The 26,979-nt window shown below is 61.7% G+C and carries 26 protein-coding genes; 20 read left to right on the forward strand and 6 right to left on the reverse strand.

Annotation, left to right across the window (positions count from 1 at the left end; all coding sequences use genetic code 11):
- The first annotated feature begins 1 nt into the window (after position 1).
- Positions 2–1,588 carry a gamma-glutamyltransferase family protein gene (locus tag K7H22_RS08460; RefSeq protein ID WP_230800311.1) on the forward strand — a complete coding sequence of 529 codons (1,587 nt, stop codon included), beginning with the start codon at positions 2–4 and terminating at the stop codon, positions 1,586–1,588.
- Between the two features lie 36 nt (positions 1,589–1,624).
- The gene (locus K7H22_RS08465; protein ID WP_230800312.1) at positions 1,625–2,452 is read left to right on the forward strand and encodes a sulfite exporter TauE/SafE family protein; all 828 of its coding nucleotides are present in this window, start codon (positions 1,625–1,627) and stop codon (positions 2,450–2,452) included.
- Here K7H22_RS08465 and K7H22_RS08470 read toward each other — a convergent pair.
- Complete coding sequence (locus tag K7H22_RS08470; RefSeq protein ID WP_230800313.1) at positions 2,424–3,122, reverse strand: GntR family transcriptional regulator; 699 nt, start codon at positions 3,120–3,122, stop codon at positions 2,424–2,426. The two genes, K7H22_RS08465 and K7H22_RS08470, sit on opposite strands and share 29 nt — an antisense overlap.
- A complete protein-coding gene (locus K7H22_RS20055; protein WP_269063064.1) occupies positions 3,119–3,241 on the reverse strand; it encodes a hypothetical protein in 123 nt (40 codons plus the stop codon). Before K7H22_RS20055 ends, K7H22_RS08470 begins: the two co-directional genes overlap by 4 nt.
- A gap of 57 nt (positions 3,242–3,298) precedes the next feature.
- On the opposite strand from K7H22_RS20055, the gene K7H22_RS08475 reads away from it, so the two are divergent.
- From K7H22_RS08475 to K7H22_RS08500, 6 genes are all read left to right on the forward strand, one after another.
- A complete protein-coding gene (locus K7H22_RS08475; protein ID WP_230800314.1) occupies positions 3,299–4,429 on the forward strand; it encodes a THUMP domain-containing class I SAM-dependent RNA methyltransferase in 1,131 nt (376 codons plus the stop codon).
- Between the two features lie 31 nt (positions 4,430–4,460).
- Positions 4,461–5,258, forward strand: a complete 798-nt coding sequence (locus K7H22_RS08480) for a phytanoyl-CoA dioxygenase family protein (protein WP_230800315.1) — start codon at positions 4,461–4,463, stop codon at positions 5,256–5,258.
- Positions 5,259–5,336: 78 nt separating this feature from the next.
- Positions 5,337–6,539 carry a TCR/Tet family MFS transporter gene (locus tag K7H22_RS08485; protein WP_230800316.1) on the forward strand — a complete coding sequence of 401 codons (1,203 nt, stop codon included), beginning with the start codon at positions 5,337–5,339 and terminating at the stop codon, positions 6,537–6,539.
- A 119-nt stretch (positions 6,540–6,658) separates the two neighbouring features.
- Positions 6,659–7,747, forward strand: a complete 1,089-nt coding sequence (locus K7H22_RS08490; RefSeq protein ID WP_230800317.1) for a zinc-binding dehydrogenase — start codon at positions 6,659–6,661, stop codon at positions 7,745–7,747.
- A gap of 45 nt (positions 7,748–7,792) precedes the next feature.
- Entirely contained in the window at positions 7,793–9,025 is a 1,233-nt protein-coding gene (locus K7H22_RS08495) for a mandelate racemase/muconate lactonizing enzyme family protein (protein ID WP_230800318.1), read from the forward strand.
- Positions 9,026–9,068: 43 nt separating this feature from the next.
- Positions 9,069–9,434, forward strand: a complete 366-nt coding sequence (locus tag K7H22_RS08500) for an ArsR/SmtB family transcription factor (RefSeq protein ID WP_230800319.1) — start codon at positions 9,069–9,071, stop codon at positions 9,432–9,434.
- 4 nt (positions 9,435–9,438) lie between these two features.
- On the opposite strand, the gene K7H22_RS08505 is transcribed toward K7H22_RS08500, so the two are convergent.
- A complete protein-coding gene (locus tag K7H22_RS08505) occupies positions 9,439–10,326 on the reverse strand; it encodes a CobW family GTP-binding protein (protein ID WP_230800320.1) in 888 nt (295 codons plus the stop codon).
- Complete coding sequence (locus tag K7H22_RS08510; RefSeq protein WP_230800321.1) at positions 10,323–11,963, reverse strand: amidohydrolase; 1,641 nt, start codon at positions 11,961–11,963, stop codon at positions 10,323–10,325. Before K7H22_RS08510 ends, K7H22_RS08505 begins: the two co-directional genes overlap by 4 nt.
- A 187-nt stretch (positions 11,964–12,150) precedes the next feature.
- On the opposite strand from K7H22_RS08510, the gene K7H22_RS08515 reads away from it, so the two are divergent.
- The 6 genes from K7H22_RS08515 to K7H22_RS08540 all read left to right on the forward strand — a co-directional run bounded on the left by K7H22_RS08515 (position 12,151) and on the right by K7H22_RS08540 (position 17,957).
- Positions 12,151–12,321 (forward strand): hypothetical protein, encoded by a 171-nt coding sequence (locus tag K7H22_RS08515; protein WP_230800322.1) that lies wholly within the window; start codon positions 12,151–12,153, stop codon positions 12,319–12,321.
- 87 nt (positions 12,322–12,408) lie between these two features.
- Positions 12,409–13,971, forward strand: a complete 1,563-nt coding sequence (locus K7H22_RS08520; protein ID WP_230800323.1) for an ABC transporter substrate-binding protein — start codon at positions 12,409–12,411, stop codon at positions 13,969–13,971.
- Between the two features lie 84 nt (positions 13,972–14,055).
- Positions 14,056–15,033, forward strand: a complete 978-nt coding sequence (locus K7H22_RS08525; protein WP_230800324.1) for an ABC transporter permease — start codon at positions 14,056–14,058, stop codon at positions 15,031–15,033.
- 115 nt (positions 15,034–15,148) lie between these two features.
- Entirely contained in the window at positions 15,149–16,018 is an 870-nt protein-coding gene (locus K7H22_RS08530; protein ID WP_330165847.1) for an ABC transporter permease, read from the forward strand.
- Positions 16,015–16,989, forward strand: a complete 975-nt coding sequence (locus tag K7H22_RS08535) for an ABC transporter ATP-binding protein (protein ID WP_230800325.1) — start codon at positions 16,015–16,017, stop codon at positions 16,987–16,989. The genes K7H22_RS08530 and K7H22_RS08535 overlap by 4 nt, the downstream gene beginning before the upstream one ends.
- The gene (locus K7H22_RS08540) at positions 16,986–17,957 is read left to right on the forward strand and encodes an ABC transporter ATP-binding protein (protein ID WP_230800326.1); all 972 of its coding nucleotides are present in this window, start codon (positions 16,986–16,988) and stop codon (positions 17,955–17,957) included. The genes K7H22_RS08535 and K7H22_RS08540 overlap by 4 nt, the downstream gene beginning before the upstream one ends.
- On the opposite strand, the gene K7H22_RS08545 is transcribed toward K7H22_RS08540, so the two are convergent.
- On the reverse strand, positions 17,942–18,871 hold the full coding sequence (locus K7H22_RS08545; protein WP_230800327.1) for a LysR family transcriptional regulator: 930 nt from the start codon (positions 18,869–18,871) through the stop codon (positions 17,942–17,944). The genes K7H22_RS08540 and K7H22_RS08545 overlap by 16 nt on opposite strands.
- Before the next feature lie 125 nt (positions 18,872–18,996).
- Here K7H22_RS08545 and K7H22_RS08550 point away from each other — a divergent pair, with 125 nt between their 5' ends.
- The gene (locus K7H22_RS08550) at positions 18,997–20,193 is read left to right on the forward strand and encodes a cytochrome P450 (RefSeq protein ID WP_230800328.1); all 1,197 of its coding nucleotides are present in this window, start codon (positions 18,997–18,999) and stop codon (positions 20,191–20,193) included.
- Positions 20,194–20,311: 118 nt separating this feature from the next.
- The gene (locus tag K7H22_RS08555; protein WP_230800329.1) at positions 20,312–21,349 is read left to right on the forward strand and encodes a TRAP transporter substrate-binding protein; all 1,038 of its coding nucleotides are present in this window, start codon (positions 20,312–20,314) and stop codon (positions 21,347–21,349) included.
- A 119-nt stretch (positions 21,350–21,468) separates the two neighbouring features.
- On the opposite strand, the gene K7H22_RS08560 is transcribed toward K7H22_RS08555, so the two are convergent.
- A complete protein-coding gene (locus K7H22_RS08560) occupies positions 21,469–23,229 on the reverse strand; it encodes a feruloyl-CoA synthase (protein WP_230800330.1) in 1,761 nt (586 codons plus the stop codon).
- 134 nt (positions 23,230–23,363) lie between these two features.
- On the opposite strand from K7H22_RS08560, the gene K7H22_RS08565 reads away from it, so the two are divergent.
- The 4 genes from K7H22_RS08565 to K7H22_RS08580 all read left to right on the forward strand — a co-directional run bounded on the left by K7H22_RS08565 (position 23,364) and on the right by K7H22_RS08580 (position 26,975).
- Positions 23,364–23,834 carry a DUF3237 domain-containing protein gene (locus K7H22_RS08565; RefSeq protein WP_230800331.1) on the forward strand — a complete coding sequence of 157 codons (471 nt, stop codon included), beginning with the start codon at positions 23,364–23,366 and terminating at the stop codon, positions 23,832–23,834.
- A 51-nt stretch (positions 23,835–23,885) separates the two neighbouring features.
- On the forward strand, positions 23,886–24,620 hold the full coding sequence (locus K7H22_RS08570; RefSeq protein WP_230800332.1) for a sulfite exporter TauE/SafE family protein: 735 nt from the start codon (positions 23,886–23,888) through the stop codon (positions 24,618–24,620).
- Between the two features lie 137 nt (positions 24,621–24,757).
- The gene (locus K7H22_RS08575; RefSeq protein ID WP_230800333.1) at positions 24,758–25,378 is read left to right on the forward strand and encodes a hypothetical protein; all 621 of its coding nucleotides are present in this window, start codon (positions 24,758–24,760) and stop codon (positions 25,376–25,378) included.
- A 355-nt stretch (positions 25,379–25,733) separates the two neighbouring features.
- Positions 25,734–26,975 (forward strand): GAF domain-containing sensor histidine kinase, encoded by a 1,242-nt coding sequence (locus tag K7H22_RS08580; RefSeq protein ID WP_230800334.1) that lies wholly within the window; start codon positions 25,734–25,736, stop codon positions 26,973–26,975.
- The last annotated feature ends 4 nt before the right edge of the window (positions 26,976–26,979 follow it).

The following is a 26,979-nucleotide window of genomic DNA, read 5'->3' on the forward strand; positions in this document are numbered from 1 at the left end:
TATGCTGACATCTTCGATGGGCTACAAAGGCGCATTTTCCGCGCCGCATCGTGCCGCAGCCTTGGCCGGACGCGACATTCTGGAAGCAGGCGGCACCGCAATCGAAGCGATGGTCGCCGCGGCCGCAGCGGTCGCCGTGGCCTATCCGCATATGAACGGTATCGGCGGCGATGGCTTCTGGGTCATCCACCGCCCGGGCGAAGCGCCGGTCGGTATCTCTGGCTGTGGTCGTGCGGCGGGCCTTGCCACGCCGCAATGGTATACCGAACGCGGCGTCACAGGCGTGTTGCCCGCCCGTGGTCCGCTGGCCGCATTGACCGTGCCGGGCACAATCGACGGATGGGCCAAGGCTTTGGCCTTGGTGCCAAAGGATCGCCGCATGCCGCTGTCGGACCTGCTCGCTCCTGCGATTGCCCTGGCCCATGACGGAATCGCCGTCACCGCCAACCAATCGCTGACAACGGCGGCCAAGCTGGACACGCTCAAAGGTGTGCCAGGCTTTGATGCGGCTTTCCTTGTGGATGGCGCGCCGCCCGCGCCCGGCCACCTTCTGCGCCAGACGGCGCTTGGCAATACGCTGGCGCGGCTGGCCGAGGTCGGGCTGGACGACTATTACAGGGGCGATATCGCCACCACCCATGCCGCCTTTCTAGAAGATACAGGCAGCCCCTTGCGGCTGACCGATTTCCACCTCTTCGCTGCCGATCAGGTCACACCGCTGACCGTGACCACCAGCGCGGGGCAGCTTTACAACATGATTGCCCCCACCCAGGGCGTGTCATCCCTGATGATCCTTGCCCTGTTTGACCGTCTGCGCGCAACCAAAGCCGAGGGGTTCGAGCATCTTCACGGGCTGATCGAGGCCACGAAGCAAGCCTTTATCCAACGCAATGCCGAATTGGGCGATCCAGACACGATGCCCAGCCCTGCGCAGGACTGGCTGAATCCCGGACATCTGGACGCGCTGGCGGCCAATATCGACATGACCCGCGCCCTGCCTTGGCCGCATGAGGCCAAGCCCGGAGACACGATCTGGATGGGCGCAGCCGACCGCGACGGCATGGTCGTCAGCTTCATCCAGTCGGTGTTCTGGGAATTCGGATCGGGCCTGACCTGCAGGGATACGGGCGTGTTCTTCCAGAACCGTGGCGCGGGTTTCGCGCTCGCCGACGGGCCGAACCAGCTTGGCCCCTACCGCCGCCCGTTCCACACGCTGAACCCCGCGCTGGCGCAACTGGACGATGGCCGCGTCATGGCCTATGGCACGATGGGCGGCGAAGGCCAGCCCCAGACGCAAGCGGCTGTTTTCACCCGCCACGTGATCTATGGACAAGACCTGCAAGCCGCTGTCACCGCACCGCGCTGGCTGCTGGGTAAAACTTGGGGCGAGACAACGACGACGCTCAAACTGGAAGACCGTTTCGATCCGGCGCTGGTCAGCGCCCTGAAGGACGCGGGTCACGAGGTCGAGATGATCGCGCCCTTTTCGGATACCGCAGGCCATGCAGGGGCGGTTGTGCTCCACCCGCAGGGCCTGATAGAGGCGGCATCCGATCCGCGTGCCGACGGGGCCGCGCTGGCCTTCTGATCTACAAGAATACTCACCAACCGATCGGATACTCCATTGGAACTGCTAAGCTATACCGAGATCGCCCTGCTTGTCGGCGGCGTGATGATTGCCGCCGCCTTTGCGGGAATCCTTGCGGGTCTTCTGGGTGTGGGCGGCGGCATCGTGATCGTGCCGGTGCTGTTCTGGGTCTTCACTTTCATCCAGTTCGATCCCGCACTTGCCATGCCTCTGGCCGTGGCCACGTCACTTGCCACGATCATCGCAACGGCGCTGTCCTCGGCGCGCGCGCATCACAAACGCGGCGCGGTGGATATGTTGCTGGTCAAGCGCTGGGGGCCTTGGATGGCCGCTGGTGCCTTGCTGGGCGGTGCCGTGGCGGGGCTGGTCGACGGGACCGCGCTGCTTCTGGTATTCGGCATTGTCGGCCTGGCGGTGTCGGTGAACCTTGCCCGCCCCAAGACGCTGGTGCTGTCGGATGATCTGCCGCGGGGCAAGGCCGCACAGCCTGCGCTGGCGGGACTTATCGGCACGGTATCCGCCATGATGGGCATTGGCGGGGGCACACTGGGTGTGCCGGTCCTGACCGCCTGTTCGGTGCCGGTGCACCGCGCCGTGGGCACGGCTGCCGCATTCGGGCTGATTATCGCTGTGCCTGCAGTGATCGCCCTGATCATCGCGGGACTGGGCGTCGAGGGCCGGCCGCCCCTGTCGCTGGGCTATGTCAATCTGGTGGCCGCCGCGCTGATCCTGCCGATTTCCACCACGCTGGCCCCGCGCGGCGCGCAACTGGCGCATGCGCTCGATGCCAAATGGGTAAAACGCGCTTTTGCTGTCTTTCTGGCGATCACCTCGCTCAGGATGCTTTGGACCGCGCTGGCATAGTATCGCCCCTGTTGCGGGCCCATTTCTCCAGCATCGCCTGCGCCGCACTCAGCAGATGGCGGCGCAGCGCCTTTTCCGCCGACTGCCCGTCGCGTTCGATGATCGCCTCGACGATCTGCGCGTGTTCGGCAGTAGACCGCGCGATCCGGTCCCGGTCGGCCAGTTGCGAGCGTCGGAAAGGCGACAGCTTGAGGCGCATGGTTTCTGCCATTTCGGCAAAATCCTCGTTATGGCTACCGGTATAGATCAACTGGTGAAAGCGGGTATTGGCCGCTTCATAGGCCTCGGAATTGCCCACAAGCGCCATGCTCGCCATCGCCTCATGCTGGCTGAGCAGATCCGCACGTTCCTCCATCGTCATGCGCTGCGCGGCAAAGCGGCCGCATAGCGCCTCGATCTCGCCCATCGCCTCGAACAACTGGTCGATCCGTTCGGGCGAGATATCCGCCACAATCACCCCCTTATAGGGCAGGCGCACCGCCAGCGCGCGCGACACCACCATCTGCAACGCCTCGCGCACCGGCGTGCGCGACACGCCGAAGCGCCGCGCCAGCGCCACCTCGTCCAGACGGCTGCCCGATGCAAGATCACCCAACAGGATCTCGGCCTCGAGCGCAGTCGCGATCGACTGGCTGCGGACCTGTCGCGGGGTGCTGGGGTTGTCGGTCATAAGTCCTCGCTGTCTTTGTACACAAAGTAACGCAAATCCTGTGCTTTCGCATACAGAAAACCGATGCCGTCGCCGGAAATCCGCTTGTCGGCAAAAGCCTGCGCCAATACCTTGACCATCGGTGCCGGATGCCTTCGCGCTTGCCTTGCCGCATGGCGCAGCGGATAAGCGGGCGCATGGAGAAAAACACCCCTTTTGAGATATTTCTTGCCGTCCCTCCGGGGCTGGAGCCCGCATTGCTGGCCGAGGTCAGCGCCGCAGGCTTTGTCAGCCCTGCCATCACCCATGGCGGTGTCACTCTGCAGGGCGGATGGGCCGATGTCTGGCGCGCCAATCTGTGTCTGCGCGGTGCGACCCGCGTGCTGGCCCGGATCGGCGGTTTCCGCGCCATGCATCTGGCACAACTGGATAAGCGGGCGCGCAAGTTCGACTGGGCTTCGGTGTTGCGCGCCGATGTGCCCGTCAGGGTCGAAGTCACGTGCAGAACCTCCAAGATCTATCACGCGGGGGCGGCGAAACAGCGGATCGAGACCGCTTTACGCGAAACGCTTGGGGTCGAAATACTGACCGGCCCAGCGGTCGAGGACGCACCCGAATTGCGCCTGAAAGCGCGGATCGAGGATGATCTGTGCACCTTCTCCATCGACACGACCGGCGCATCGCTGCACAAGCGCGGACATAAACAGGCGATGGCCAAGGCCCCCTTGCGCGAAACGCTGGCCGCACTTTTCCTGCAGCAATGCGGCTATAACGGAACCGAGCCTGTGCTTGACCCAATGTGCGGTTCGGGCACTTTCGTGATCGAGGCCGCCGAAACCGCCCTTGGCCTGATGCCGGGCCGGTCGCGGCATTTCGCCTTCGAGGATCTGGCCAGTTTCGACGCAGGTGCATGGGCACAGATGCGCGCGCCCGCAGCAACAGAAACAACTTTGCGGTTCTACGGCTCGGACCGCGACGCAGGTGCGATCCGCAGCGCCACGGCCAATGCGGAACGGGCGGGCGTGGCGCAGATTGCCAGCTTCAAGACCCATGCGATCAGCGATCTTGTCCGCCCCGAAGGTCCGCCGGGACTGGTCATGGTTAACCCGCCTTACGGCGCGCGCATCGGCGAGCGCAAATTGCTCTTCGCGCTTTACGGTGCCTTGGGCAAAACACTGGCCGAGCGGTTTCGCGGCTGGCGTGTAGGTATCGTGACCAGCGACCCCTCCCTTGCCAAAGCCACCGGCCTGCCTTTTCTACCCCCAACCCCGCCGGTGTCGAATGGCGGGCTGAAAGTCACGCTTTACCGCACCGATGCTTTGCGCTGATAGTGAACCTGCCCCCAACAGGAACCGCCCGATGCCCCATCCGCTTGTGACCCCCAAAGACATCGCCGATTACCAGCGCGATGGCGTTGTCCTGATCAAGGGTCTATTCAAGGATCATGTCGACACGCTTGCCGCAGGGATCGAGCGCAATATGACCGATCCCGGCCCTTACGGTGCCGAGAACCTGAAAGCAGGCGAGGGCGGGCGCTTTTTCGACGACTATTGCAACTGGCAGCGCATCCCCGAATTCGAATCCGTGATCCGCGATTCTCCTGCTGCCGAGGTCGCCGCCGATCTGATGGGATCACAAAGCGTGCAGCTCTTCCACGACCACATTCTGGTCAAGGAGCCGGGGACATCCAAGCCGACGCCTTGGCATCAGGACGGACCCTATTACTTCGTCGAGGGTCGCCAGACCGTCAGCTTCTGGTCCCCGCTTGATCCGGTGCAGGCCGCCAGTCTGCGTTGTGTCGCAGGCTCGCATCTATGGTCACGCCCCGTTCTGCCGACCCGCTGGCTGTCCGAGGAGAATTTCTATCCCGATGCCGACACCTATATGCCTGTCCCCGATCCTGACGCGGAAGGGATGGAGGTGCGCGAATGGCATATGGAACCGGGTGATGCGGTCGCATTCCATTACAGCACCTTGCACGGCGCACGCGGAAACGAAACCACCCAGCGCCGCCGCGCATTCTCGCTCCGGCTGGTGGGCGATGATGCGCGCTATGTCAAAAGGCCGGGCCGCACCTCGCCACCTTTTCCAGGGCATGAGATGCAGCCGGGGCAAAAACTGCGCGAGGACTGGTTTCCGGTGCTCTATACCCGCTAGGTCTTTCCCCTGCGGCAAGGCTTCCCTGCGTGACGGACGAGGTCTAGGTTGGTAGCTTCAACATAGCGAAAGCCCCAGATGCGCTTGCCGGTTCTGTTCATCCTGATCACGGTGGTGATCGACGCCATAGGGATCGGGCTGATCCTGCCCGTGATGCCGGGTCTGATCCGCGAGACCACGGGCGGATCATTGGCGCAAGCGGCCGTCTGGGGCGGCGTCCTGTCCACCGCCTTTGCCCTGATGCAATTCCTGTTCGGCCCCTTCCTGGGCGCGTTGTCGGACCGGTTCGGGCGGCGTCCGGTGCTGTTGATCTCGCTTCTGGTGATGGCGGCAGATTACGTGGTGATGGCGCTGGCCGGGTCGATCTGGCTGCTGCTGGCGGGGCGCATCGTAGGGGGCATCACGGCGGCCACGCATTCCACGGCCTCGGCCTATATGGCCGATATCTCGGAACCACATGAAAAGGCGCGCAATTTCGGGCTGATCGGGGCAGCCTTCGGCATCGGCTTTGTGCTGGGACCGGTGATCGGCGGCCTGCTGGCCGAATGGGGCACACGCGCGCCGTTCATCGCAGCCGCCCTCTTGGCGCTGGCTAATGCCGGTTTCGGCTGGTTCGTGCTGCGCGAGACCGTGACCGACCGCATCCGCCGCAAGTTCGAGGCCCGCCGCGCCAATCCTTTCGGTGCGATCCGGTCTGTCTCGCGTCTGGCGGGCGTCGGGCCGCTGATCTGGGTCTATTTCCTTTATCACTTCGCCACCGTCGTCTATCCCGCGATCTGGGCCTATTTCACAGCCGAGCGTTTCGACTGGTCGCCGGGACTCATCGGTGTATCGCTGGCGATCTATGGCATCTCGCTCGCGGTCGTGCAGGGCACGCTTGTCGGTCCGGCCACACGCATTCTGGGGGACGCGGGCGCGGTGATGCTGGGCCTGCTGATCGAGGTGGTGGCGCTGGTGATCCTCGGCTTCATTTCGTCGGGCGTGCTGTTGTTGCTGCTGATCCCTGTCACAGCTCTGGGCGCGATCGGTCTGCCTGCCTTGCAGGGCATCCTCTCGCGTGCCGTGGCAGACAACGCGCAGGGCGAGTTGCAAGGCGTTCTGGCCAGTCTGACAGCGATAGCAATGGTTCTGGCTCCGCTGTTGATGACGCAGACATTCTCGGCCTTCTCACGGGCGGATGCGGCGATCTATCTGCCAGGCGCACCGTTTCTGCTTTCAGCGGTGATTATGGCGCTGGCAACGGCTCTCTATCTGCTGCGCGGGCGGCGGCTGGCCGGATAGGGCTAGTCATCCATATCTTTTTCCGGCAAGCGGAAAATACTTTTGCACTTGCGCCACCGATCCGGCGCGGGCAGGTTCTGGCAGAACCGGACGACAATCGCCCAAGGAAGGACCACCCCATGCAAACCATCAAGGCCGCCGTGTGCCATGCTTTCGGCACCCCGTTGACCATCGAAGATGTGCGCCTGCGCGCACCGGAAATGGGTGAGGTCGAGGTCAGGTTGGACGCGGTGGCGATCTGCCATTCCGACATTTCCTTTGCCGAAGGCGCATGGGGAGGCACATTGCCAGCGGTTTACGGGCATGAAGCGGCAGGCAAGGTGACAGCCGTCGGCGCAGGCGTGGCAGGCATCGGGGTGGGCGACAGCGTCGCGGTCACGCTGATCCGTGCGTGTGGTGGCTGTTCCAATTGCGGCTCAGGCAAGCCGACCCTTTGCGAGACGCCCTATAACGGCGATCAAGGCCCTCTCAGCACAGCGGATGGCGGCATACTGCACCAGGCCATGGCTTGCGGTGCTTTTGCGCAAGCGGTCGTCGTCGATCAAAGCCAGATCGTAAAAATCCCTGATGACATGGCCAAGGATGTGGCCTCGCTCCTGTCGTGCGGTGTGATCACCGGTGTGGGTGCCGTGGTCAACGCCGCAGGGCTGCGTGCGGGGCAGGATGTCGTCGTGATCGGCGCAGGCGGTGTCGGGCTGAACGCCATTCAGGGCGCGCGGATTGCCGGTGCACGCCGCATCATCGCCGTGGATATGAGCGAAGAAAAGCTTGCAGTCGCGCGCGAATTCGGCGCGACCGACGGCATCCTTGCCACCGACCCCAAACCCTGGAGCCGCGCCAAGCGCATTCTGGGGCGCGGCGCGGATGCAGTCATCGTGACCGTGGGCGCGATCCCCGCCTATGACACCGCCCCGCGCTATCTGGGCTATGGGGGCCGCGTCGTGATGGTGGGCATGCCTCATTCCGGCCAGACCTCAAGCTATGAACCCGTTGTCATGGCCGCTGTCGGCCAAGGCATGATCGGCTCGAAAATGGGTGATGTGGTGATCAAGCGCGATATTCCCTGGATGGTGGACCTCTACCAGCAGGGGCGGCTCAAGCTGGACGAGTTGATCTCGGGTCGCTGGACACTAGACCAGATCAACGAGGCGATCGCCGATACCAAATCAGGTGCGGCACGGCGCAACGTCATCATTCTGAACGACTGACCCGCCCGTCATCTTGCCCCGAACACTCAAAAGGAGCGACCGGCGATGAAACTGACCGACCTTGATATCATCGTCACCGCACCGCCCGCACCTGGCTGGGGCGGGCGCTACTGGATACTGGTGAAGGTGACAACCGATACCGGCATCACCGGCTGGGGTGAATGCTATGCCGCAAGTGTCGGGCCGGACGCGATGCGCGCCGTCATCACGGATGTGTTCCAGCGGCATATGCAGGGCGAGAACCCTGAAAACATAGAAAAAATGTTCCGCCGCGTCTATTCATCCGGTTTCACGCAACGGCCAGACCTGACGGTGATGGGGGCATTTTCGGGGTTGGAGATTGCCTGCTGGGATATTCTTGGCAAGGATCGCGGGCGTCCTGTCTGGGCCTTGCTGGGCGGCAAGATCAACGACCGGCTGCGCGCCTATACCTATCTCTACCCTTTGGCGCATCAGGAACACGCACCTTTCTGGGTCTCGCCCGAAATGGCGGCTGAATCGGCGCTGGACGCGGTGGACCGCGGCTATACCGCCGTCAAATTCGATCCTGCCGGCCCCTATACGATGCGCGGCGGACATATGCCTGCGATGCGCGACATCACCCGTTCTGTCGCCTTCTGCCGCGCCATCCGCGAGGCAGTAGGGGATCGTGCAGACCTGCTGTTCGGCACGCATGGGCAATTCACCACAGCAGGGGCGATCCGGCTGGGGCAGGCCTTGGAACCCTATAACCCGCTCTGGTACGAGGAGCCGATCCCGCCGGACAATCTGCTGGAGTTCCAGAAGGTGGCACAGGCCGTGCGTATCCCGCTGGCGACGGGCGAGCGGATGACCACCAAGGCGGAATTCGCCACACTGCTGCGCACGGGTGGCGCGGAAATCCTGCAACCTGCCTTGGGGCGCGCCGGTGGCATCTGGGAGGTGAAAAAAGTGGCCGCGATGGCCGAGGCCTTCAATGTGCAGGTGGCACCGCATCTCTATGCAGGCCCCGTGGAATGGGCCGCGAATGTGCATCTCGCCGCCAGCATTCCCAACCTGCTGATGATCGAAACGATCGAGACACCGTTCCATGACGGGTTGATCAAGGGCACGATCAGGGTTGAAAACGGCTATGTGGTGCCACCCGAAACCCCCGGCCTGGGGATCGAAGTGGATGAGGATCTGGCCCGCGCGAATCCATTCACTGGAACCGGCCTGCATCTGCAAATGCAGGATGCCCCTTGCGATTACCAGAACGAGAACCATTTTGAGGGCGGTGCTCCGGCCTATGAGGAGTAATCTCGCTCTGGTCAAAGGGCTGTGCTAAGAAAAGGGCAACAGGATGCAGGAAACGGCAGAATTGACGACACAAAGCCCACCCGCCCCGCCATCCGAGATGGCGCGCAGTGCCGAAGCAGCGGCAACATATCTCAAGACACTGGCCCATGAAGGCCGGTTGATGATCTTGTGCCATCTGGGATCGGGCGAGAAATCCGTGGGCGAGTTGGAAAGCCTGCTGGAAATACGGCAAGCGGCTGTCAGCCAGATGCTGGCGCGGCTGCGCGAGGAAGGTCTTGTGACCACAAGGCGCGAGGGCAAGACGATCTATTACAGCCTTGCGGACGAGAATACCTATGAGGTGATTGGCTTACTCTACCGGCTGTTTTGCAGCCCCGAAGGCAAGGACACGACCCGCACGTCCTGCTGAGGGTTCAAGGCGCTGACCACCACGCGGCAACATCGGCGCGCGTCAGATCCGCGTGGGGGCCAATGGCGACAAGTCGCGTGCGATCCACAGGTGCTCTAGCGGGCTTGATCGCAACGCTTCGCCCCACGACCTGCACCTCCCAGCCCGGCCCCTCAATTGCCATCACCAAACCCTTGATCCTGTAAAGCGCAGCAGGTGCCGCCGCCAGTTTCGCGGCCAGATCGTCGCGGTCAAAGACTTGATCGCTGTCATGGCTCCAGCCCAGATAGTCCGGATGCGGGGCAGCGACTCCCTTGTCCACCAAAGGCGTTACCCCGCCCAGAAGCAGGGGCGCAACAGCGCTGCAGTCCGCCAGATCGACCAGAGGGGCAGCGCTCAACGCGGCCAGACGCATAGCGAGCGGCACAGGCACTGTGCCCCCCGTTTTCGAGACCAGCAGCAGATCGGCCACCGCCACCTGCCCGCGCATCTGCACGCCGATTTGCGCGTCATCCGCCAATTTGGGCCAGTGATCCGCGTCCACCACAACCGCAATACCGCCATAGGCCATATCGGGTTCGGCCTTGGCGGCCGCCGCGATACGGGCCGGATCGGCAATGCCCGAAGCCTCGATCACCAGATGATCGGGGCGCGGGTTTCGATCCAGCACATCGCCCATCGCCATGAACAGATCCGCACCCATCGTGCAGCAGACGCAGCCATTGGTCAGCGTGATTGTATCGCCATCCGCTGCGGCGATCAGATCGGCGTCAATATTGATCGCGCCGAAATCATTGACCATGACCATGATCCGTTGGCCGTGATCCTCGTGCAGCAAGCGGTTGAGCAGGGTCGTTTTACCCGCGCCCAGATAGCCGCCGATTACGGTCAGGGGAAGGCGCGGTTGGCTCATGCCAGATGCACCCGCCCGTCCAGAACCGTGCCCAGCACCGGCACATCCTTCAAAGCCACCGGATCGACCGCCGTGGGATCATCGCCAAGGATCGCGAAATCGGCGCGTTTGCCGGTCTCGATACTGCCGATCTCGTGATCCATTTTCAGGGTAAAGGCAGCCCCCAGCGTCACGGCATAAAGCGCTTCGGCCACGGTGATACATTGCGCGGCCCCCATCGTGCGGCCCGACATGGTTTGCCGGTTCACCGCGCACCATGCGGTAAAGAGCGGGCCAAGTGGCGTGACAGGCGCATCGGAATGCAGCGCCACACGGACGCCTGCATCCAGCGCCGCGCGCGCGGCGTTCATGCGACAGGCGCGATCCTCGCCGACGGTCAAGGCGATGTGCTGGTCGCCAAAATACCAGATATGGTTCGAGAAAATATTGGTGCAGATGCCCAGTTCCGCGCAGGCCACAAACTGGTCCGCGCCCATCAACTGGCAGTGTTGCAGCACATGGCGCGCATCCGCCCAGGGGTGACTGCGCGCGGCCTGCGAGATGGCGTCGATCGCGACCGCGCTGGCCTCGTCCCCGTTGACATGGATATGCATCTGCACGCCCGCCGCCTGCATCGCGGTGACCATGCGCCGGATCTCTTCGGGGGCCATGTTCCAGACCCCGTTGGCCTGCCCGCCGACATAGCCCGGCCATTTCACCCGCGCGGTCCACCCCTGGATCGAGCCGTCGGTCATCAGCTTGACCGCCCCGAGGCGCAGCTTGTCGCTGGAACGCGCCCGCAGGGCAACGGCCCGCGCGGCGGCCTGTGCGGGATCGCTGCCCGCGACACCCAGCACAGGTACCAGCCTTGCGGGAAAGGCCGCATCGCCGGTTACGGCTTGCAGGGTAGCAAGATCGCTGTCTTCCATCTGCGAATAAAGATCGGTCACGGTGGTCACACCCGCCCGCATGCACACCTCGCCATAGCTGCGCATGGCCGGTTCGGTTTGCGACAACCCGCGGAAATCCATCCCGACGCGCCGCATCACAGGGAACATCGCCGCCATTTCCTGCAATTCGCCGGTCGGCTCTCCATCCGCGTCCTTGACCACGCCGTCGGCATTGATCGACCGGTCAAAACCCGCCATCTGCAGCGCTTTCGAATTTACACACATCAGGTGGAAATTCGAGAACATGATCGCCACGGGACGATCGCTGCTGATCTTATCCAGATGCCTACGGCTCAGGCGCTCGCCGTCGAAAAAAATCGGATCAAGCCCCCAACCCAGCAGCGGCTGTCCGGGTGCGAGGATTTTTTCATAGGCGGATAGATCGCGCACCACGGCATCAAGGTCCGGCTTGCCCTTCCACCATTTGCCCTTTGGGTCCATCCGGTCATGAAATCCGGCATAGGCAAATTTCCACATCGCGCCTGCCATCATATGGGCATGGCCCTCGACCATACCGGGCATCAGAACGGTATCGCCGAGGCTGTCATCGTGCCGCAGCTTGTGGCCGGCACCCTGCCACGCACCGGCGCAATCCGCACCACCCACGGCCAATATCTTGCCATCCAACACGGCAACATGCGTTGCCTCGGGGCGGTTGGGGTCCATTGTGATGATCTTTTTCGCGCCGAAAACAGTAATTTCCGTCATGTCACCCTCCTGCTGCTCCCCCAAGAGGTAAACTAGCTCGGCCCTTAGGCAAAATGCTTTTACCATCCAGAGAAACGCGGTGTGATAGGGACAGGAATGTTCTTCACGCTCAAGCCGCGTCGTTGCGTCGACGCGGCTTGAGCGTGACGGATCGAATGGCTACATCACGCGGCCCTTTGCAGGGCAGGTGGATACGCCTGAATTCGCCGTCGCTTATACGCAGACCTCGCGCCGCTCGACCATCGGGCCGACGGTGCAGGACATGAGCACCAATCTTGCGCGTCAAGGGATTCCGGACGACCTGATCCTGTCTCCTGCCAAGGCCAATGCCGCTGAAACTTCGCTTTATCATGCATAAAAAACGCTCTTTTCCGAAGATAGGCAGGCGGGTAACGTGAAAGGAAAAGGCTTTAAGACCACAAAAACATTCAATCGGGAGACTGACATGAAATTAATGACCCGCCTGATGGGCGCCGCCGTGATCGCCGCGTCTGCCTTGTCCTCTGCCCCCCTGTTCGCCGAAGGCGGCACGCTTGTGATCGTCGCCAACCAGGTGCCGCGCCACCTGAACGGTGCGGTCCAGTCCGGCATCGCCACCGCGGTGCCCAGCACGCAGATTTTCGCCTCGCCCCTGCGCTATGACGAAGATTGGACGCCGCAGCCCTATCTTGCCGAAAGCTGGGAAATGTCAGAGGACGGCCTGAGCCTGACGCTGAACCTTGTGCAGAATGCAACCTTCCATGACGGCAAGCCTGTCACGTCGGAAGACGTGGCTTTTTCGATCATGACGATCAAGGAAAACCACCCTTTCCAGACCATGTTCGCGCCCGTCGAAAGCATCGACACACCTGATGCCCATACCGCCATCATCCGCCTGAGCAAACCGCATCCCGCGCTTTTACTGGCCCTGTCACCCGCGCTGGCGCCGATCATTCCCAAACATGTCTTCGGGGACGGGCAGGATGTGAAAGCGCATCCCGCCAATGCGATGCCCGTCGGATCGGGACCGTTCATCGTGACCGAATTCACTCCGGGCGAGGCGATTGTCCTCAAGAAAAACCCCGATTTCTTCCTTGAGGGCCGCCCCAAACTGGACGAGATCATTCTGCGGATCATTCAGGACCCTTCCGCAATGGTCATCGCCATGGAGAATGGCGAGGCGGATATGTATCCGTTTCTGGCCGGAAGTCAGGATATCCGCCGTCTGGAAAAGGTCGAGAGCCTGACCATCACCAACGAGGGCTATGCCGGCATCGGCCCGATCAACTGGCTGGCCTTCAACACTGCTTCGCCCAAACTGAGCGATATGCGCGTGCGGCAGGCTATTGCCTATGCGGTGGATCGCGATTTCATCACCAAGGCGCTGCATCGCGGGGTTTCGACCCAGCAACGCGGGCCGATCATCGAAAGCAGCCCGTTTTTTGACGCCTCGGTCGAGCCCTTCAACGTGGATCTGGACAAGGCCAAAACCTTGATGGTCGAGGCCGGATTTGCCGACGGGATGGAATTGAGCGTCGACTACATCCCCGGCCCTGCGGAGCAGCAAAAAACTATTGCCGAATACCTCAAGTCGCAACTGGACAAGATCGGCATCACCGTCACCGTGCGCGCGGCACCCGATTTCCCGACTTGGGCCGGACGCGTTGCCGGCCATGATTTCGAGTTGACCATGGACAACGTGTTCAACTGGGGCGATCCGGTGATCGGGGTGCACCGCACCTACCTGACCGACAACATCCGGCAGGGCGTGATCTGGTCGAACACGCAAAGCTATTCCAACGCGCGGGTGGATGAATTGCTGGCCGCCGCAGCAGTCGAACTGGATATAGACAAGCGCAAGGCGCTATATGCCGAGTTCCAGCAGATCGTGGTGGGCGAGGTGCCGGTCTATTTCATCAACGCTACCCCCTATCACACGGCCTATACCAGCAGCATGGTCAACCCGCCGCTGGGCATCTGGGGACCGATGCATCCGATGGATATGGTCGAGTTGCCGGACGCAAACTGACCTGAAAAACGCGCAGGCCGTGGTGCAGGATATGCCCACGGCCTGCGAATCTGTCCTTCGCATCCCACCAGTCAGGCAGGTTTTATGAGCGCATCTTTCCTCTTCCGGCGACTGGTTTACGGCCTCGTCCTGATGCTGGGCGTTGTGGTTCTGAACTTCATTCTGATCCGTCTGGCCCCCGGCGATCCTGCCGTGGTCATCGCGGGCGAGATGGGCGGCGGGGATGCCGCCCTGCTCGATGCGATCCGCGCCCAATACGGGCTGGACAAGCCGTTGCTGACGCAGCTTGGCATTTATCTGGGCAGCATCTTGCAAGGCGATCTGGGGCAGTCCTTTTTCTTCAACCAGCCGGTGGCGACCCTGATCGGGAACCGCATCGGTCCGACGATCCTGCTGGTGCTGAGCGCGCAAGTTCTGTCGATCCTGCTGGGCGTCTTTCTGGGCGTGATCGCCGCGCGCAAACCCAATGGCGTGCTGTCGGGAGTCGTGTCGGTGGTGGCGACCGTAGGCTATGCCGTGCCGGTGTTCTGGACAGGGATCATGCTGATCATACTGTTCGCAAGCGTCTTTCCGATCTTTCCAGTGGAAGGCATGCAATCGGTCCGCCTGCGCGATGCCGGTCTATGGGTCAGATCCGTGGATATCGCGCATCATCTGGTGCTGCCGGCCTTTACGCTGGCACTGATCTATCTGGCGCAATATGCGCGCCTGAGCCGCGCCTCGATGCTGGACGTACTGGGATCGGATTATATCCGCACGGCGCGGGCCAAGGGCGCGCCGGAACACTCGATCCTGTTCAAACATGCGCTGCGCAACGCCTCGCTGCCGATCCTGACGGTCGCGGGGTTGCAATTCGGCAACCTGATTTCCGGCGCGCTGCTGGTCGAGACCGTGTTCAACTGGCCCGGCATGGGGCGGCTGGCCTTCGAGTCAATCCTGCGGCGCGACTATCCCACCGTGCTGGGCGTGCTGTTCTTTGCTAGCGCTATGGTCGTGGTGGCGAACCTGCTGACGGACCTCAGCTACCGGCTGGCCGATCCGCGCCTGCGGGGCAAGACATGAGCGGCGGCGCAGGGATCATCTACGCAGACGGACCGGACCCAACCTCTTGCGTCACTTACTGCCCGACGGGTCCACATGGATATTTGAGGCAAGAAGACACCGGAAGGAGAGGCGCGTGACCGACGCTGTCGCATTCAAACCCGAAAGCCCCGCGCGCGAGGCATGGCGAATGTTCCGCCGCAATATTCCTGCCATGATCGGCGTGGTCGTCTTGAGCATCATCGTATTGGCTACGCTGTGGGGGACATTCTTTTTTGCCGGCAACCCCTACGAAATCGTCTGGGCGCCGCATGAAGCGCCCGGTGTCGCGCCGGAATTTCTGCTTGGGACCGACTATCTGGGCCGCGATATCTTTGCAGGCCTTGTGACAGGCGGCGGGCCGACACTGGCGGTGGGCGCGGCGGCGGCGGCAATCACCATGGTGATCGGAATCAGCCTTGGCGCGTTGGCGGGGTTCTATGGCGGATGGGTGGACAATCTGCTGATGCGGATCACCGAGTTCTTTCAGGTGCTGCCGACGCTTCTTTTCGCGATGGTGCTGGTCACGCTGTTCTCGCCCACGCTCACAACCATCGCGCTGGCAATCGGCGTGGTCAGCTGGCCGCAAACCGCCCGCCTGACCCGCGCCGAGGTGATGAAGATCAAGGAACTGGAATATGTCACCGCGGCCCGCGCCATCGGCGCCAAGAACCGGCGCATCATCTGGCAGGTGATCCTGCCCAATGCCGCACCGCCCCTGATCGTGTCAGCCACGCTGACCATCGGCGTGGCGATCCTTTTCGAAGCGGGGCTGTCCTTTCTGGGACTGGGCGATCCCAACACGATGAGTTGGGGGCTGATGATCGGATCGAACCGCGCCTATATTCTGGATGCGTGGTGGCCTGTCACCTTTCCAGGCCTTGCGATCTTCCTAACCGTGTTTTCCGTCAGCCTGATCGGTGACGGGCTGAACGACGCCTTCAATCCGAAACTGAGGGAAAGATGAGCGCGCTGCTGGAGATCGAGAATCTGCGCGTCGCGTTCAACACGCGGCATGGCGAGGTGACGGCGCTGGATTCCGTATCCCTGACCGTCAACGCGGGCGAGACCTTGGGCGTGGTCGGTGAAAGCGGTTGTGGCAAGTCGATCACAGCTCTTTCGGTGATGGGCCTGATCCCCAGCCCGCCGGGACGCATCGCAGGCGGGGCGATCCGGCTGGCGGGCGAGGATCTGACCCGCGTGTCCGAAGCACGTATGCGCGCGCTGCGGGGCGCCGAACTGGCAATGATCTTTCAGGAGCCGATGACCAGCCTCAACCCCGTCTTCACCGTGGGCGACCAGATCGCCGAGGCGATCATGCTGCATCAGAAAGTGGGGCACGCGCAGGCGTTCCGCGATGCCGTGGCGCTGCTGGACCGCGTGGGCATCCCCAGCCCCGACCGGCGGGCACGGGATTATCCGCATCAGTTGTCAGGCGGCATGCGCCAGCGGGTGATGATCGCCATGGCAGTCAGTTGCCGTCCACGCGTGCTGATCGCGGACGAGCCGACAACGGCGCTGGATGTCACAGTGCAGGCGCAGATTTTCGATCTGCTGAACGAGATCCAGCGCGATTTCGGCGCGGCGATCATCCTGATCACCCATGATATGGGCGCGATATCCGAAATGGCCGACCGTGTCGCCGTGATGTATGCCGGCCGGGTGATCGAGGAAGCCGATGCCGATGATGTGCTGGATCATCCGCAGCATCCCTATACGCGGGGCCTGATTTCCTGCATCCCCGCGCTTGGCAAGGGCGATACGGAACTGCGCGAAATCCCCGGCGTGGTGCCGCCGCTGCACAGGCTGGGGGCGGGTTGCGCCTTTGCCGAGCGCTGCGCACATCGCAACGGGCGCTGCGATAGTGGCAAGCCGCTTCTGGTCAACCATGGCCACCACCCCGCTGCCTGCCATGCCGTGCAGGAAGGCCGGATATGAGCGTGCTGCTGGATGTGCAGGATCTGACCGTGCAATTCACGCTGCCGCGTCAGGGGCTGTTCGGCCCGCGCCCTGTATTGGAGGCGGTGCGGCAGGTGTCCTTCAGACTGGAACAGGGCCGCGCCTTGGGGATTGTCGGCGAAAGCGGATCAGGCAAGACCACCGCCGCGATGGCCACGATCCGGCTGGTCGAGGCGGCCAGCGGCAAGGTGATCTTTCAGGGAGAGGATCTACTGCAACTGGATGATGCAGCCATGCGCCAGCGCCGCCGCGATGTGCAGTTGATCTTTCAGGACCCTTACAGCAGCCTCAACCCGCGCGCCCGTGTCGCCGATATCGTGCGCGAACCGATGGACCTGATGGAAATCGGCACCCCCGAGGAACGCCGGGCCCGCGTCACCGACCTGTTCCGTCTGGTCGGGCTGCGCCCTGACCAGTTGAGCTTGTTCCCGCACCAGTTTTCCGGTGGACAGCGGCAGCGCATCTCGATTGCGCGCGCCCTGACGACCAATCCGAAACTGCTGGTCTGCGACGAGCCCGTCTCGGCGCTGGATGTGGCTATTCAGGCGCAGATCCTCAACCTGCTGGCGCGGCTCAAGGCGGAACTGGGCCTTAGCTATCTGTTCATCAGCCATGATCTGGGCGTGGTGCGGCATGTCTGCGATGATGTCGCGGTGATGTATCTGGGCAAGATCGTGGAAATGGCCCCGCGCGAAGCGCTGTTCGACACGCCGCAGCACCCTTATACGCAGGCGCTGCTATCGGCCGCCCCAAGCCTCGCGCGGCGCAAATCTCGCGGCTATGTGCGCCCCGTCAAGATCAGCGGCGATCCCCCCAGCCCGATCAACCCGCCCAAAGGCTGCGCTTTTGTCGAGCGTTGCCCCAAGGCACAGGATATCTGCCGCCGTGTGCAACCCTTGCTGGAGTCGCGCGGGCAAAACCGCGTGGCCTGTCACTTTCCCGGCTGATCGGTCTCAAGCTCGGCGGCGATGTGGCCGATCAAACCGCGCAGCCAGCGATGCATCGGCGAGTGATGCGTGCGCGTGGTCCAGTAGAGGTCAATCCCGAACGGCGCCGGAAACGGGCAGTCCACAATCCTGAGCCCTGCTCCGAAAGTCCGTGCCGATCGCAGCGGGACAGTGGCGATCAGATCGGTGCCGGGCAGGATTTCGCGCAATGTTGCGGGGCTGGGCAGTTCCAGCGCCATGTTGGGGGCAAGGCCCGCCGCCTCCATCTCGACCAGATAGCGCGAGCGCCAGTTGCCGCCATAGGTGATAACCACCTGCGGGGCCGCCGCGAACCGCGCCACATCCAGAGGGCTATCACCCAGCGGATTGTCATGAGCCAGCACGCAGACATAGTGATCCCCAAGCAAGCGGCGGCCATAGAATCCAGCCTCGTCGATCTTGACGGGACCGATCAGAAGATCGCTTTCACCTCGGCTCAGCTGCTCGCGCCCGCGCACCGTCGAGGTGATGACCCGCAGCTTGAGTCCCGGCGCAGTGGCGCGCAGCCGCTGCACCAGAACCGGCACCAGCGTGGCGCGTTCATAGTAGTTGCACGATATGGTCACCGTTGCCGCAGCAAAAGCGGGATCAAAGGCGCGAGGAGCTGCAAGAGCCACGAACTCGTCCACCATTCGGGCCGCGGCGCGCACGATATCCTCGCAGCGGTCAGTGGGCACGACCCCTACCCCCTGACGCACGAATAGCGGATCACCGAAGGCGCGGCGCAGACGGTCCACCGTGTAGCTGACCGAGGACTGGTTGACGCCCAGCATCTCGGCCGCGCGCGAGAACGATCCGTAATCATGCACCAGCCGCAAGACCCGCAATGCCGCAAAGTCCACGGCCAGCGGGTCGGCATCTTTCGGTGAAGCCATTGGCCTGATCTCCTACCAGTTACCTATCAAATTATCCGATAATGACTATCAAATCTATCGGATTGTCCTATGTAATGCGATCATCTAGTGTCTCCCAACGCGTTCAGGCAGGGGAGGGCAGGACCGTGACACTTGATACAGCCAGTTCACAGGAAGCGCCGCTGGACGAGGATATCACGATCCAGCAGCTGACACTGGACCCCTACACTGTTTACAAACGCCTGCGCGCCGAAGCACCCGTGCTGCGCGTGAAATCCGTGGGGCGCACTTTGCTGACCAAGGCGGCGGACACGAAATACGTCAAGGACAACCCCGCGCTGTTCAGTTCGAATGATCCCAACACGCCGATGCAGCGGGCCTTCCGCGCCCATACACTGATGCGTAAGGACGGGGCCGAACATGCCGCTGAGCGGGGCGCGATGGCCCCTGCCTTCACTGCGCGCAATATCAAGCAATGCTGGGAGCCGATCTATACAAGAATTGCCGAAGAATATGTCAGCCGCCTGCCGCGCGGCGAGACTGTGGATCTGTTCACCGCGCTGGCCGGTCCGTTTTCCGGGCGCTGCCTGACGCATCTTCTGGGCATTCCCGAAGCATCAGACGATGACATGCAGCGCTGGTCGCAGATCCTGATCGACGGGGCTGGCAATTTCGGCTGGACGGACGCGCTGTTTGCGCAATGCGACGCTGCCAATGATGAAATGGACGCGCTCTTCGACGCGGCTGCAACACGGTTGCGGGCAGAGCCGGATCAAAGCGCGCTGTCTGTGATGGTGAATGCGGATGACCCGATTCCCGTCAGCCAGATCTATTCCAACATCAAGATCGCCATCGGTGGCGGCATCAACGAGCCGCGCGACGCGCTGCTCACCATCCTTTACGGGCTGATCCAGAATCCCGACCAGTTCGACGCAGTCAAGCGCGACGGTCTGTGGGGGGATGCGTTCGAGGAAGGCGTGCGCTGGGTCGCGCCCATTCAGGTGTCGTCCCGTCTGGTGACCGAAGACACCGAGATTCGCGGCTATCTGATCCCAAAGGGCGATACCATCATGACGGTGCAAGCCTCGTCCAACCATGACGAGGATATCTATGAGGACGGGCATCTTTATAACGTGTTCCGCCCTAAACTGCCCCATCAAGCCTTTGGCAATGGTCCGCATTTCTGTCAGGGCACCCATGTGGCGCGGCGGATGCTGGCCAATATCATGTTGCCGCTGCTGTGTGACAGGTTCCCGAGCATGTCGATGCCTGATCCAGACGCCGTGCAATTCTATGGCTTCGGCTTTCGCGGTCCGCGCAGCATGCCCGTCACACTGAATTGAACAAGGATGGTGGCAGAAAGTTTATTGCTATAAGCCATAATCAATTGCGCTGACGTCAACTCTGGCACAAACTGCAATTAAGGGCCGGAAGAACCAGCCCGTTTCTGGGAGGAAACCAATGAACAGACGTACCCTGGTGAAGACGGTGACTGCCGCAGCGCTTGCGCTGGGTCTGGCCCCGGCAACCCTGTCCGCGCAGGAAGTGACCCTGCGACTGCACCAGTTCCTGCCCCCCCCTGCCCCCGTTCCGGCGCATATCCTCAAGCCTTGGGCTGCGGCTGTCGAGGCGCGCGTGGATGGCAAGTTGAAGATCGAGCACTACGACGCAATGTCGCTGGGCGGTCGCCCAAATGACCTGATCGATCAGGCCATCGACGGCACGGCCGATCTGATCATGACCGTTGTGGGCTATACACCGGGCCGCTTCCCCAAGACCGAAGTGTTCGAACTGCCCTTCATGATGACCAACCCTGTCGCCACGGCCAAAGCCTTCTGGCAACTGGTGGAATCCGATCTGCAAGACGAGGAATACAAGGACGTCAAAATTCTGGGGGCATGGGTCCACGGCCCCGGCATGATCCACTCGAAAGAGCCAATCGCCAGCCTTGAGGATATGGCGGGCAAGAAACTGCGCGGCCCGACCCGCGTGATCACTGACATGCTGAACGAGCTTGGCGCAACGCCTGTCGGCATGCCGCTGCCTGCGATTCCAGAGTCGCTCTCCAAAGGCGTGATCGACGCCACCGTGATCCCGTGGGAAGTCACCACCGCCGTGCGCGTCTCGGAACTGGTCGGCAACCACACCGAATTCGGCGGACCGGAGGCGCTTTATACCGCGACGATCATTCTGGCGATGAACAAGGACCGCTATGAATCCCTGCCCGAAGACATCCGCGCCGCCATCGACGCGGAATCGGGAGAGGTTCTGTCGGCTTTCGCCTCGCAGGTGATGTGGGACTATGATGCCCCTGCCCGCCAGATCGCGGTGGATCGCGGCAACAACATCGTCACACTAGACGAGGCGGAAGTCGCACGCTGGAAGGAAAAAGCCCAGCCCGTGATCGACCGCTGGGTGGCGGATATGGATACCAAAGGCATCGACGGTCGCGCGCTGATCGAAGAAGCCAAGGAACTGATCGTGAAAAACGGTGGTTGATTACGGGCCATAACGCCAGGAAATGCGAAGGCCGCCGGATCAAACCGGCGGCCTTTTTCCATCTGTTTGGCATGGTGCAGTGAATATTTCGTACAAGCTGAAACGGCAGGACTTGTCCCTTATTCGCGGGTGATCCCTTCGTCGGTCGCATAGACCTGCGCCACCGCATCGGGCCGATGCCGGATCACCGCGCGGGCGTTGATCGAGCCTTTGTCCGTTACCTCGCCACGGTCAAGGCTGGGCGCATCGCGCAGGATCAGCATGCGCGCGATCCGGGTCGAACTGCCGGTGGAAGCGGCGACAAAACTGTCCAGCCGCGCCTGCAACTCTGCCATGATCTCCGGCCGGTCCATCACGCCTTCTGCGGGGAAAAGCAGCGCTGCAAGGCTGGGACGGTTTTCGCCCACAATCACCGCATCACGGATCAGCCCGCCGAAATGGTCCACCAGCTTTGCACGCAATGCGCCCACGGCGACCCATGTGCCTGTTGCCAGCTTGAAATTCTCGGCGATCCGCCCATCAAAGAAAAAGCCCTTGGTCAGATCGTCTGGATCTGCGGGGCGCAGTGCATCGCCCAGACAGTAGAAGCCCTCATCGTCGATCATCTTCGCGCTTGTCGCAGCATCCCCCAGATAGCCCGGTGTGACCGAAGGACTTTTGATCCGCGCCTCGAGCTTGCCCTCGTTGGGCACCAGTTTCAGGGTGATCCCACGGGACGGCAGACCCACATTGCCTGGCGCATTCTGCGCCTCGGTGCACATCAGCGCGAAAGGGCCGGTTTCGGTCGCGCCAAGGGCTGTGGCCAGCAAAACCTCGCGGCCTGTGACCTCGCGCGACATGGTGCGCAAGCCATCCCAGATATGCTGCGCCATGCCAGCACCTGCATACATCATCATGTCCAGCCCACCAAAGAACCGCCGCGCCAGCGCAGGATCGGCGCGAAACGCCCCGAGCAGCATCTCGTAGCCAGCGGGGACGTTGAAATACCATGTCGGCGATACTTCACGCAGGTTGTCCAGCGTGCGCCCGATCAGGGCGGGGGTTGGCTTACCATCGTCGATATAATAGCTGCCGCCGTTGGACAGGACCATGTGGAAGACCTTGTTGCCGCTGGCGGTGTGGCTCCACGGCGCCCAATCCACAACAACGGGGGGATGATCTGCCAGAAAGCGGAAGCAATCGGCCACCATATCCTGATTGCGCGCCAGCATGTCATGGGTGTTGATCACCGCCTTGGGGCTACCTGTCGAGCCGCTGGTAAACAGGTATTTGGCGACCATATCGCCCCGCAATCTGGCAAAGGCGGAATCTGCCGGTCCGGCATCCGTAGCTGGCAAAGCAGTAAACAGCACCGCACCTGCGGGTGGATTGACAGAACATGCAGTCAGCACCCCGTCACTGACCGCCGCAAGCGCCCGCCCGTAGCGCGCACCGTCAGAAGCATAAATCAGGCCGGGGTTCAACAAAGCCACGGCATCGCGCAGCTTGTCGAAACTGTCCGACACCAGCGAAAACGCTGTGGAGAGCGCCGCTGTGGGCACACCGGCATACTGCCCCGCCAAAGCCAGAACAGCATGGTCCAGCGCGTTTTCCGACAGGATCAGCACCGGACGACCCTGCCCTAAACCGCGTTCCAGCAGCCCTGCCCCCAAATGGCGCATCTTTTGCAACAACTGGTCATAGCTGATCCGCTGCCACTGCCCGTCCGGTCCGCGCGCTGCAAAAGCGGTCTGGTCCGGCGTCCGGCGCGCCCAGTGACTGATCCGCGCGACGACCGTATCAGCCAGACGCGGTGCAACACCTTCGTGGCGCATCAGGATGGAGCCGTCCGCGCGACGGTCAACAGTGATTTCCGGTGTCCAGAAGCGCGGTTGCGCCATATGATTCCCCTCCCAAGGAAATTGCGGGATCGGCCAGAGCCTTCTGGACAGCATCCGTCAAATTTAGTTATGATTTATAGCAATCTTGCATGAAACTCAATCGGCAATCTACTGCCCCAGTTGCGGAAACCGCCATGACCCAGACCCTGCCCAGCCCGAAACTGCGCCACATTTGCGATCTGTTTGTCTTGCTTGATCCAATCCGTGACATGGGCGCTGGGCAAGCCGGACAACGCAGGATCATACCGATTGTCGGCGGCAGGGTCAGCGGCCCCGCGTTGAACGGTCTTATCCTGAACCTCGGGGCAGACTGGCAGACCATCTGGGCCAATGGGGTGGCCGAACTGGACACGCGCTATGCGATCGAGACCGAAGACGGCGCAACCATTGAGATCCGCAACTATGGCTATCGTCATGGACCTGCCGAGGTGCTGGCCGCCATCGCCCGTGGCGAAGAGGTGTCGCCTGACAGTTATTACATGCGCACCCATGCGCGTCTCGAGACCGGCGATCCGCGCTATGACTGGGTGAACCGGACGCTGTTTGTAGGCAGCGGCGCGCGCAAGGCCGGACAGGTCGTCGTGTCGCTTTTCGCGCTGGAATAGATCACAGCGCCGCTGGACCTTGGCGCATGAGTGGCCGACAGTCAGTCGGATATGAGCCTGATTCTTGTCATCATCGCCTTTGCCCTTGGCGGTATCCTGAAAGGGGCCACAGGTGCCGGTGCGCCTGTGATTGCCGTACCCGTGATGACGATCTTTTTCGGTGCACCTTTCGCCGTCGCCGTTTTCGCGATCCCCAATCTGGTGACGAATATCTGGCAGGGCTGGCTCTATCGCCACCATGCCCCAAAAGGCCCGCTGATGCTGCGCTTTGCGGTGGCCGGCGCGTTGGGCGCTGGCGTGGGCAGTTTCATGTTGGCTTGGTTGCCTTCCGAGATGTTGATGTTGACCGTGGCGTTTTCAGTGCTGGCCTATGTCGGCTTTCGTATGCTGCGGCCCGACTGGGTTCTGGTCATGCACAAGGCCGAACGGCTGGCGGCTCCGATGGGTGTTCTGGGCGGTATTCTGCAAGGAGCCGCGGGCTTGTCTGCACCCGTATCGCTAAGTTTTCTGAACGCAATCAAGCTGGAAAGACCGCAATTCATCGTCACCATCTCGGTATTCTTTTTCGCGATGGCGCTGGTGCAGATTCCGCTTCTGACCGTACTGGGCATCCTGACAGGCGAGCGGTTTTTGCTTAGCTGTCTGGCGCTGATCCCGCTGATGGTCGCGATGCCGCTGGGCGCGTGGCTGGCGCGGCGTATTGCCGCCAACGCCTTTGACCGCGTGATACTTGGCTTGCTGCTGATCCTGTCGCTGCGGCTGATCTGGCAGGCGCTGGCGGGCTGAGTCTGCTCCTTGGATCACCCTGGAACCGGCGCGCCACTGTCGGCATTTTGATTTGCAAAAAGACGCAACCGGCAGCATAGCCGGACCCAAAGCAAGGGAATGAACCTTGCGGATGAGGCACGAAAGGATCGAAGGTCATGTGGTTTTTGCCCGCATTTTCTACGTGTGCCCTGCTTGTGGTCTTGGCACAGTCAGCGGCCGCAGCCCCAACGCAATGCACGACCAAGATTGACAGCGAGTCCGTCACCATCTTTTATGACGATGCCGAACCGACCTATTCCTCGTTCCGCGAGCGGTATTTTACCCGTAGCAACACTTGCCCGGGTGCTGTGGTGATCACCTATCTGATGCCGGATCTGACAGCCGAAGAGCGGCAGGTCTTTTGCGCCAATTACGATCCCGAAACGCGCAGCCATTCTATGCCCGCGCAAGGCAGCCGAGACGCTTTTGGTCGTTGCGAGAAGCCTTCCAACACCTGCAAACTGGTAAACACTACAAAGCAGGAAGCCCTTTCGCTTGTGGGGATCGGCGAACAGGCCGAAAAGGGCACGCTCGGAGGGCGCTTGTCCTCGACCGTATCCGCGGTCACGCATAGTTCGGGCGCGATGGTTCTGTCAGGCAATGCGGGCAGCATCTCGAGCCTGCTGACCACGGCGGGAACCGGCATCGGCACCGCCCTCAGCACACCTGCCGTTCTGGTGGGTGCTGCTGCAAGCGTTGTTGTGATTGGCGGTGCCGTCTATCTATGCAGTGAATAGCGGCGCGTGAAGCGGGCTGTCAGGGCCATGAGGCCTGGGGCACTTGGGCCGATTTCAGGCTGTTTATCGGCAATTGTTGCAAGTTGGCCGCGCAAAACGGTGTCACAGGAAACCCGTCCTCTTTGATATGCATGATTTTTTTGACCATTTGTTTAATTTTAGAAAAACTACTTGATCTGCCCATTGTCGACAGCGTCGAAATTCTGTAGGTGTCGGAACAAGAAATAAGGCAGCATAGCTTACCTTCCTCTGTTTGCAGTTTTCTACAGCACGGCGGCCCCCAAAGGGAACGCGCGTGCGTTTATTGCGTTTACCCTGAGGATCACACAATCAGTTACACGAAAGCGAGCACGGTTTGGCCGCGAAGAAATACACATTCGAAGCACTCGGCTTGGTTGAGAACGGTGACGACCGATTTCTGTCGAACGTGACGCATTTTGCGGCCAAGTCTCTTGGTGCGCCTGTTGCTCTGGTATCGGTGATCCAGAAACACAAAAACCGTCAGTATATCGCGGCCGGCGCCGGAATCGCCCTTGAGGATGAAAAAGACCGCCAGATCACGCTTGACCAGTCCGTATGTCAGATTGTGCATGACGAACGCGCACCGCTGATCATTCCCGATCTGCTGGCCGATGAACGCACGATGTGTATGTGGTCGATCATCCAGTACGGCTTTCGCGCCTATATCGGTGTACCGATCCATTCCAACACGGGTGCGGTCATCGGGTCTCTGTGCTGCCTTAAAATGGAGCCGGGTGAATGGCATGCGGACAGCGTCGATTCCCTGCTCAGGCTCGCGCAGGCGGTCGATGGCATCATCGTCGCGCGGGCGCGCAATCTTGAACAGGAAGAGACCAATACCCGACTGAAGAAACTTCTCGCCTCGCGCAGCAGTTTTACCGCGCATTTGAGCCATGAGATCCGGACACCCCTTACAGGGCTTGTCGGTTCGATCCGGTTGCTGAACACCATGAATCTGGATGGCAAAGCAGGAGAACTGGTCCAGATTTTGAACCGATCCTCGACCAACCTTCTCGACATCGTCAATGATACGTTGGATTTTGCAAAGCTGGATGCAGGCCATTTCGTGATCGCGGAAGAGCCCTGTGATCTGGGCGCGCTTGCGACCGAGATTGTGGACTCGTTTCGCGCGCTTGCTGAGGAAAAGGGGCTGACGCTCGTGGTAGATGACCAGCTTGACGGTCAAGTGCTGATGGCCGACAGGCGGGCGCTGGAATCGATCATCCACAACCTGTTCAGCAACGCGGTCAAATTCACCGATACAGGCGGTGCGACGGTTACGCTGTCCAAGACCCCCTATGGTTTGATCGAGATCAAGGTAGCCGATACCGGTATCGGCATCGATCAAGCGCATCACGCGACCATCTTCGACGAGTTCGAGCAGGCCAGCCCGCGGGTCGCCCGCAAGTATGGCGGCACCGGCCTTGGCATGGCCATTGTGAAACGGCTGGTCGACGCCATGAACGGCGAGATCTGGATTAAAAGCGAAATCGGCAAAGGAGCAACCTTTGCGGTCTCGCTTCCTCTGGAAAGGGCCGAGACTGTCCCGCATCAGGCGGATCGCGGCTGGTGCTGAAATA

It is taken from the genome of Seohaeicola saemankumensis (assembly GCF_021021435.1).
GTDB lineage: Bacteria > Pseudomonadota > Alphaproteobacteria > Rhodobacterales > Rhodobacteraceae > Seohaeicola.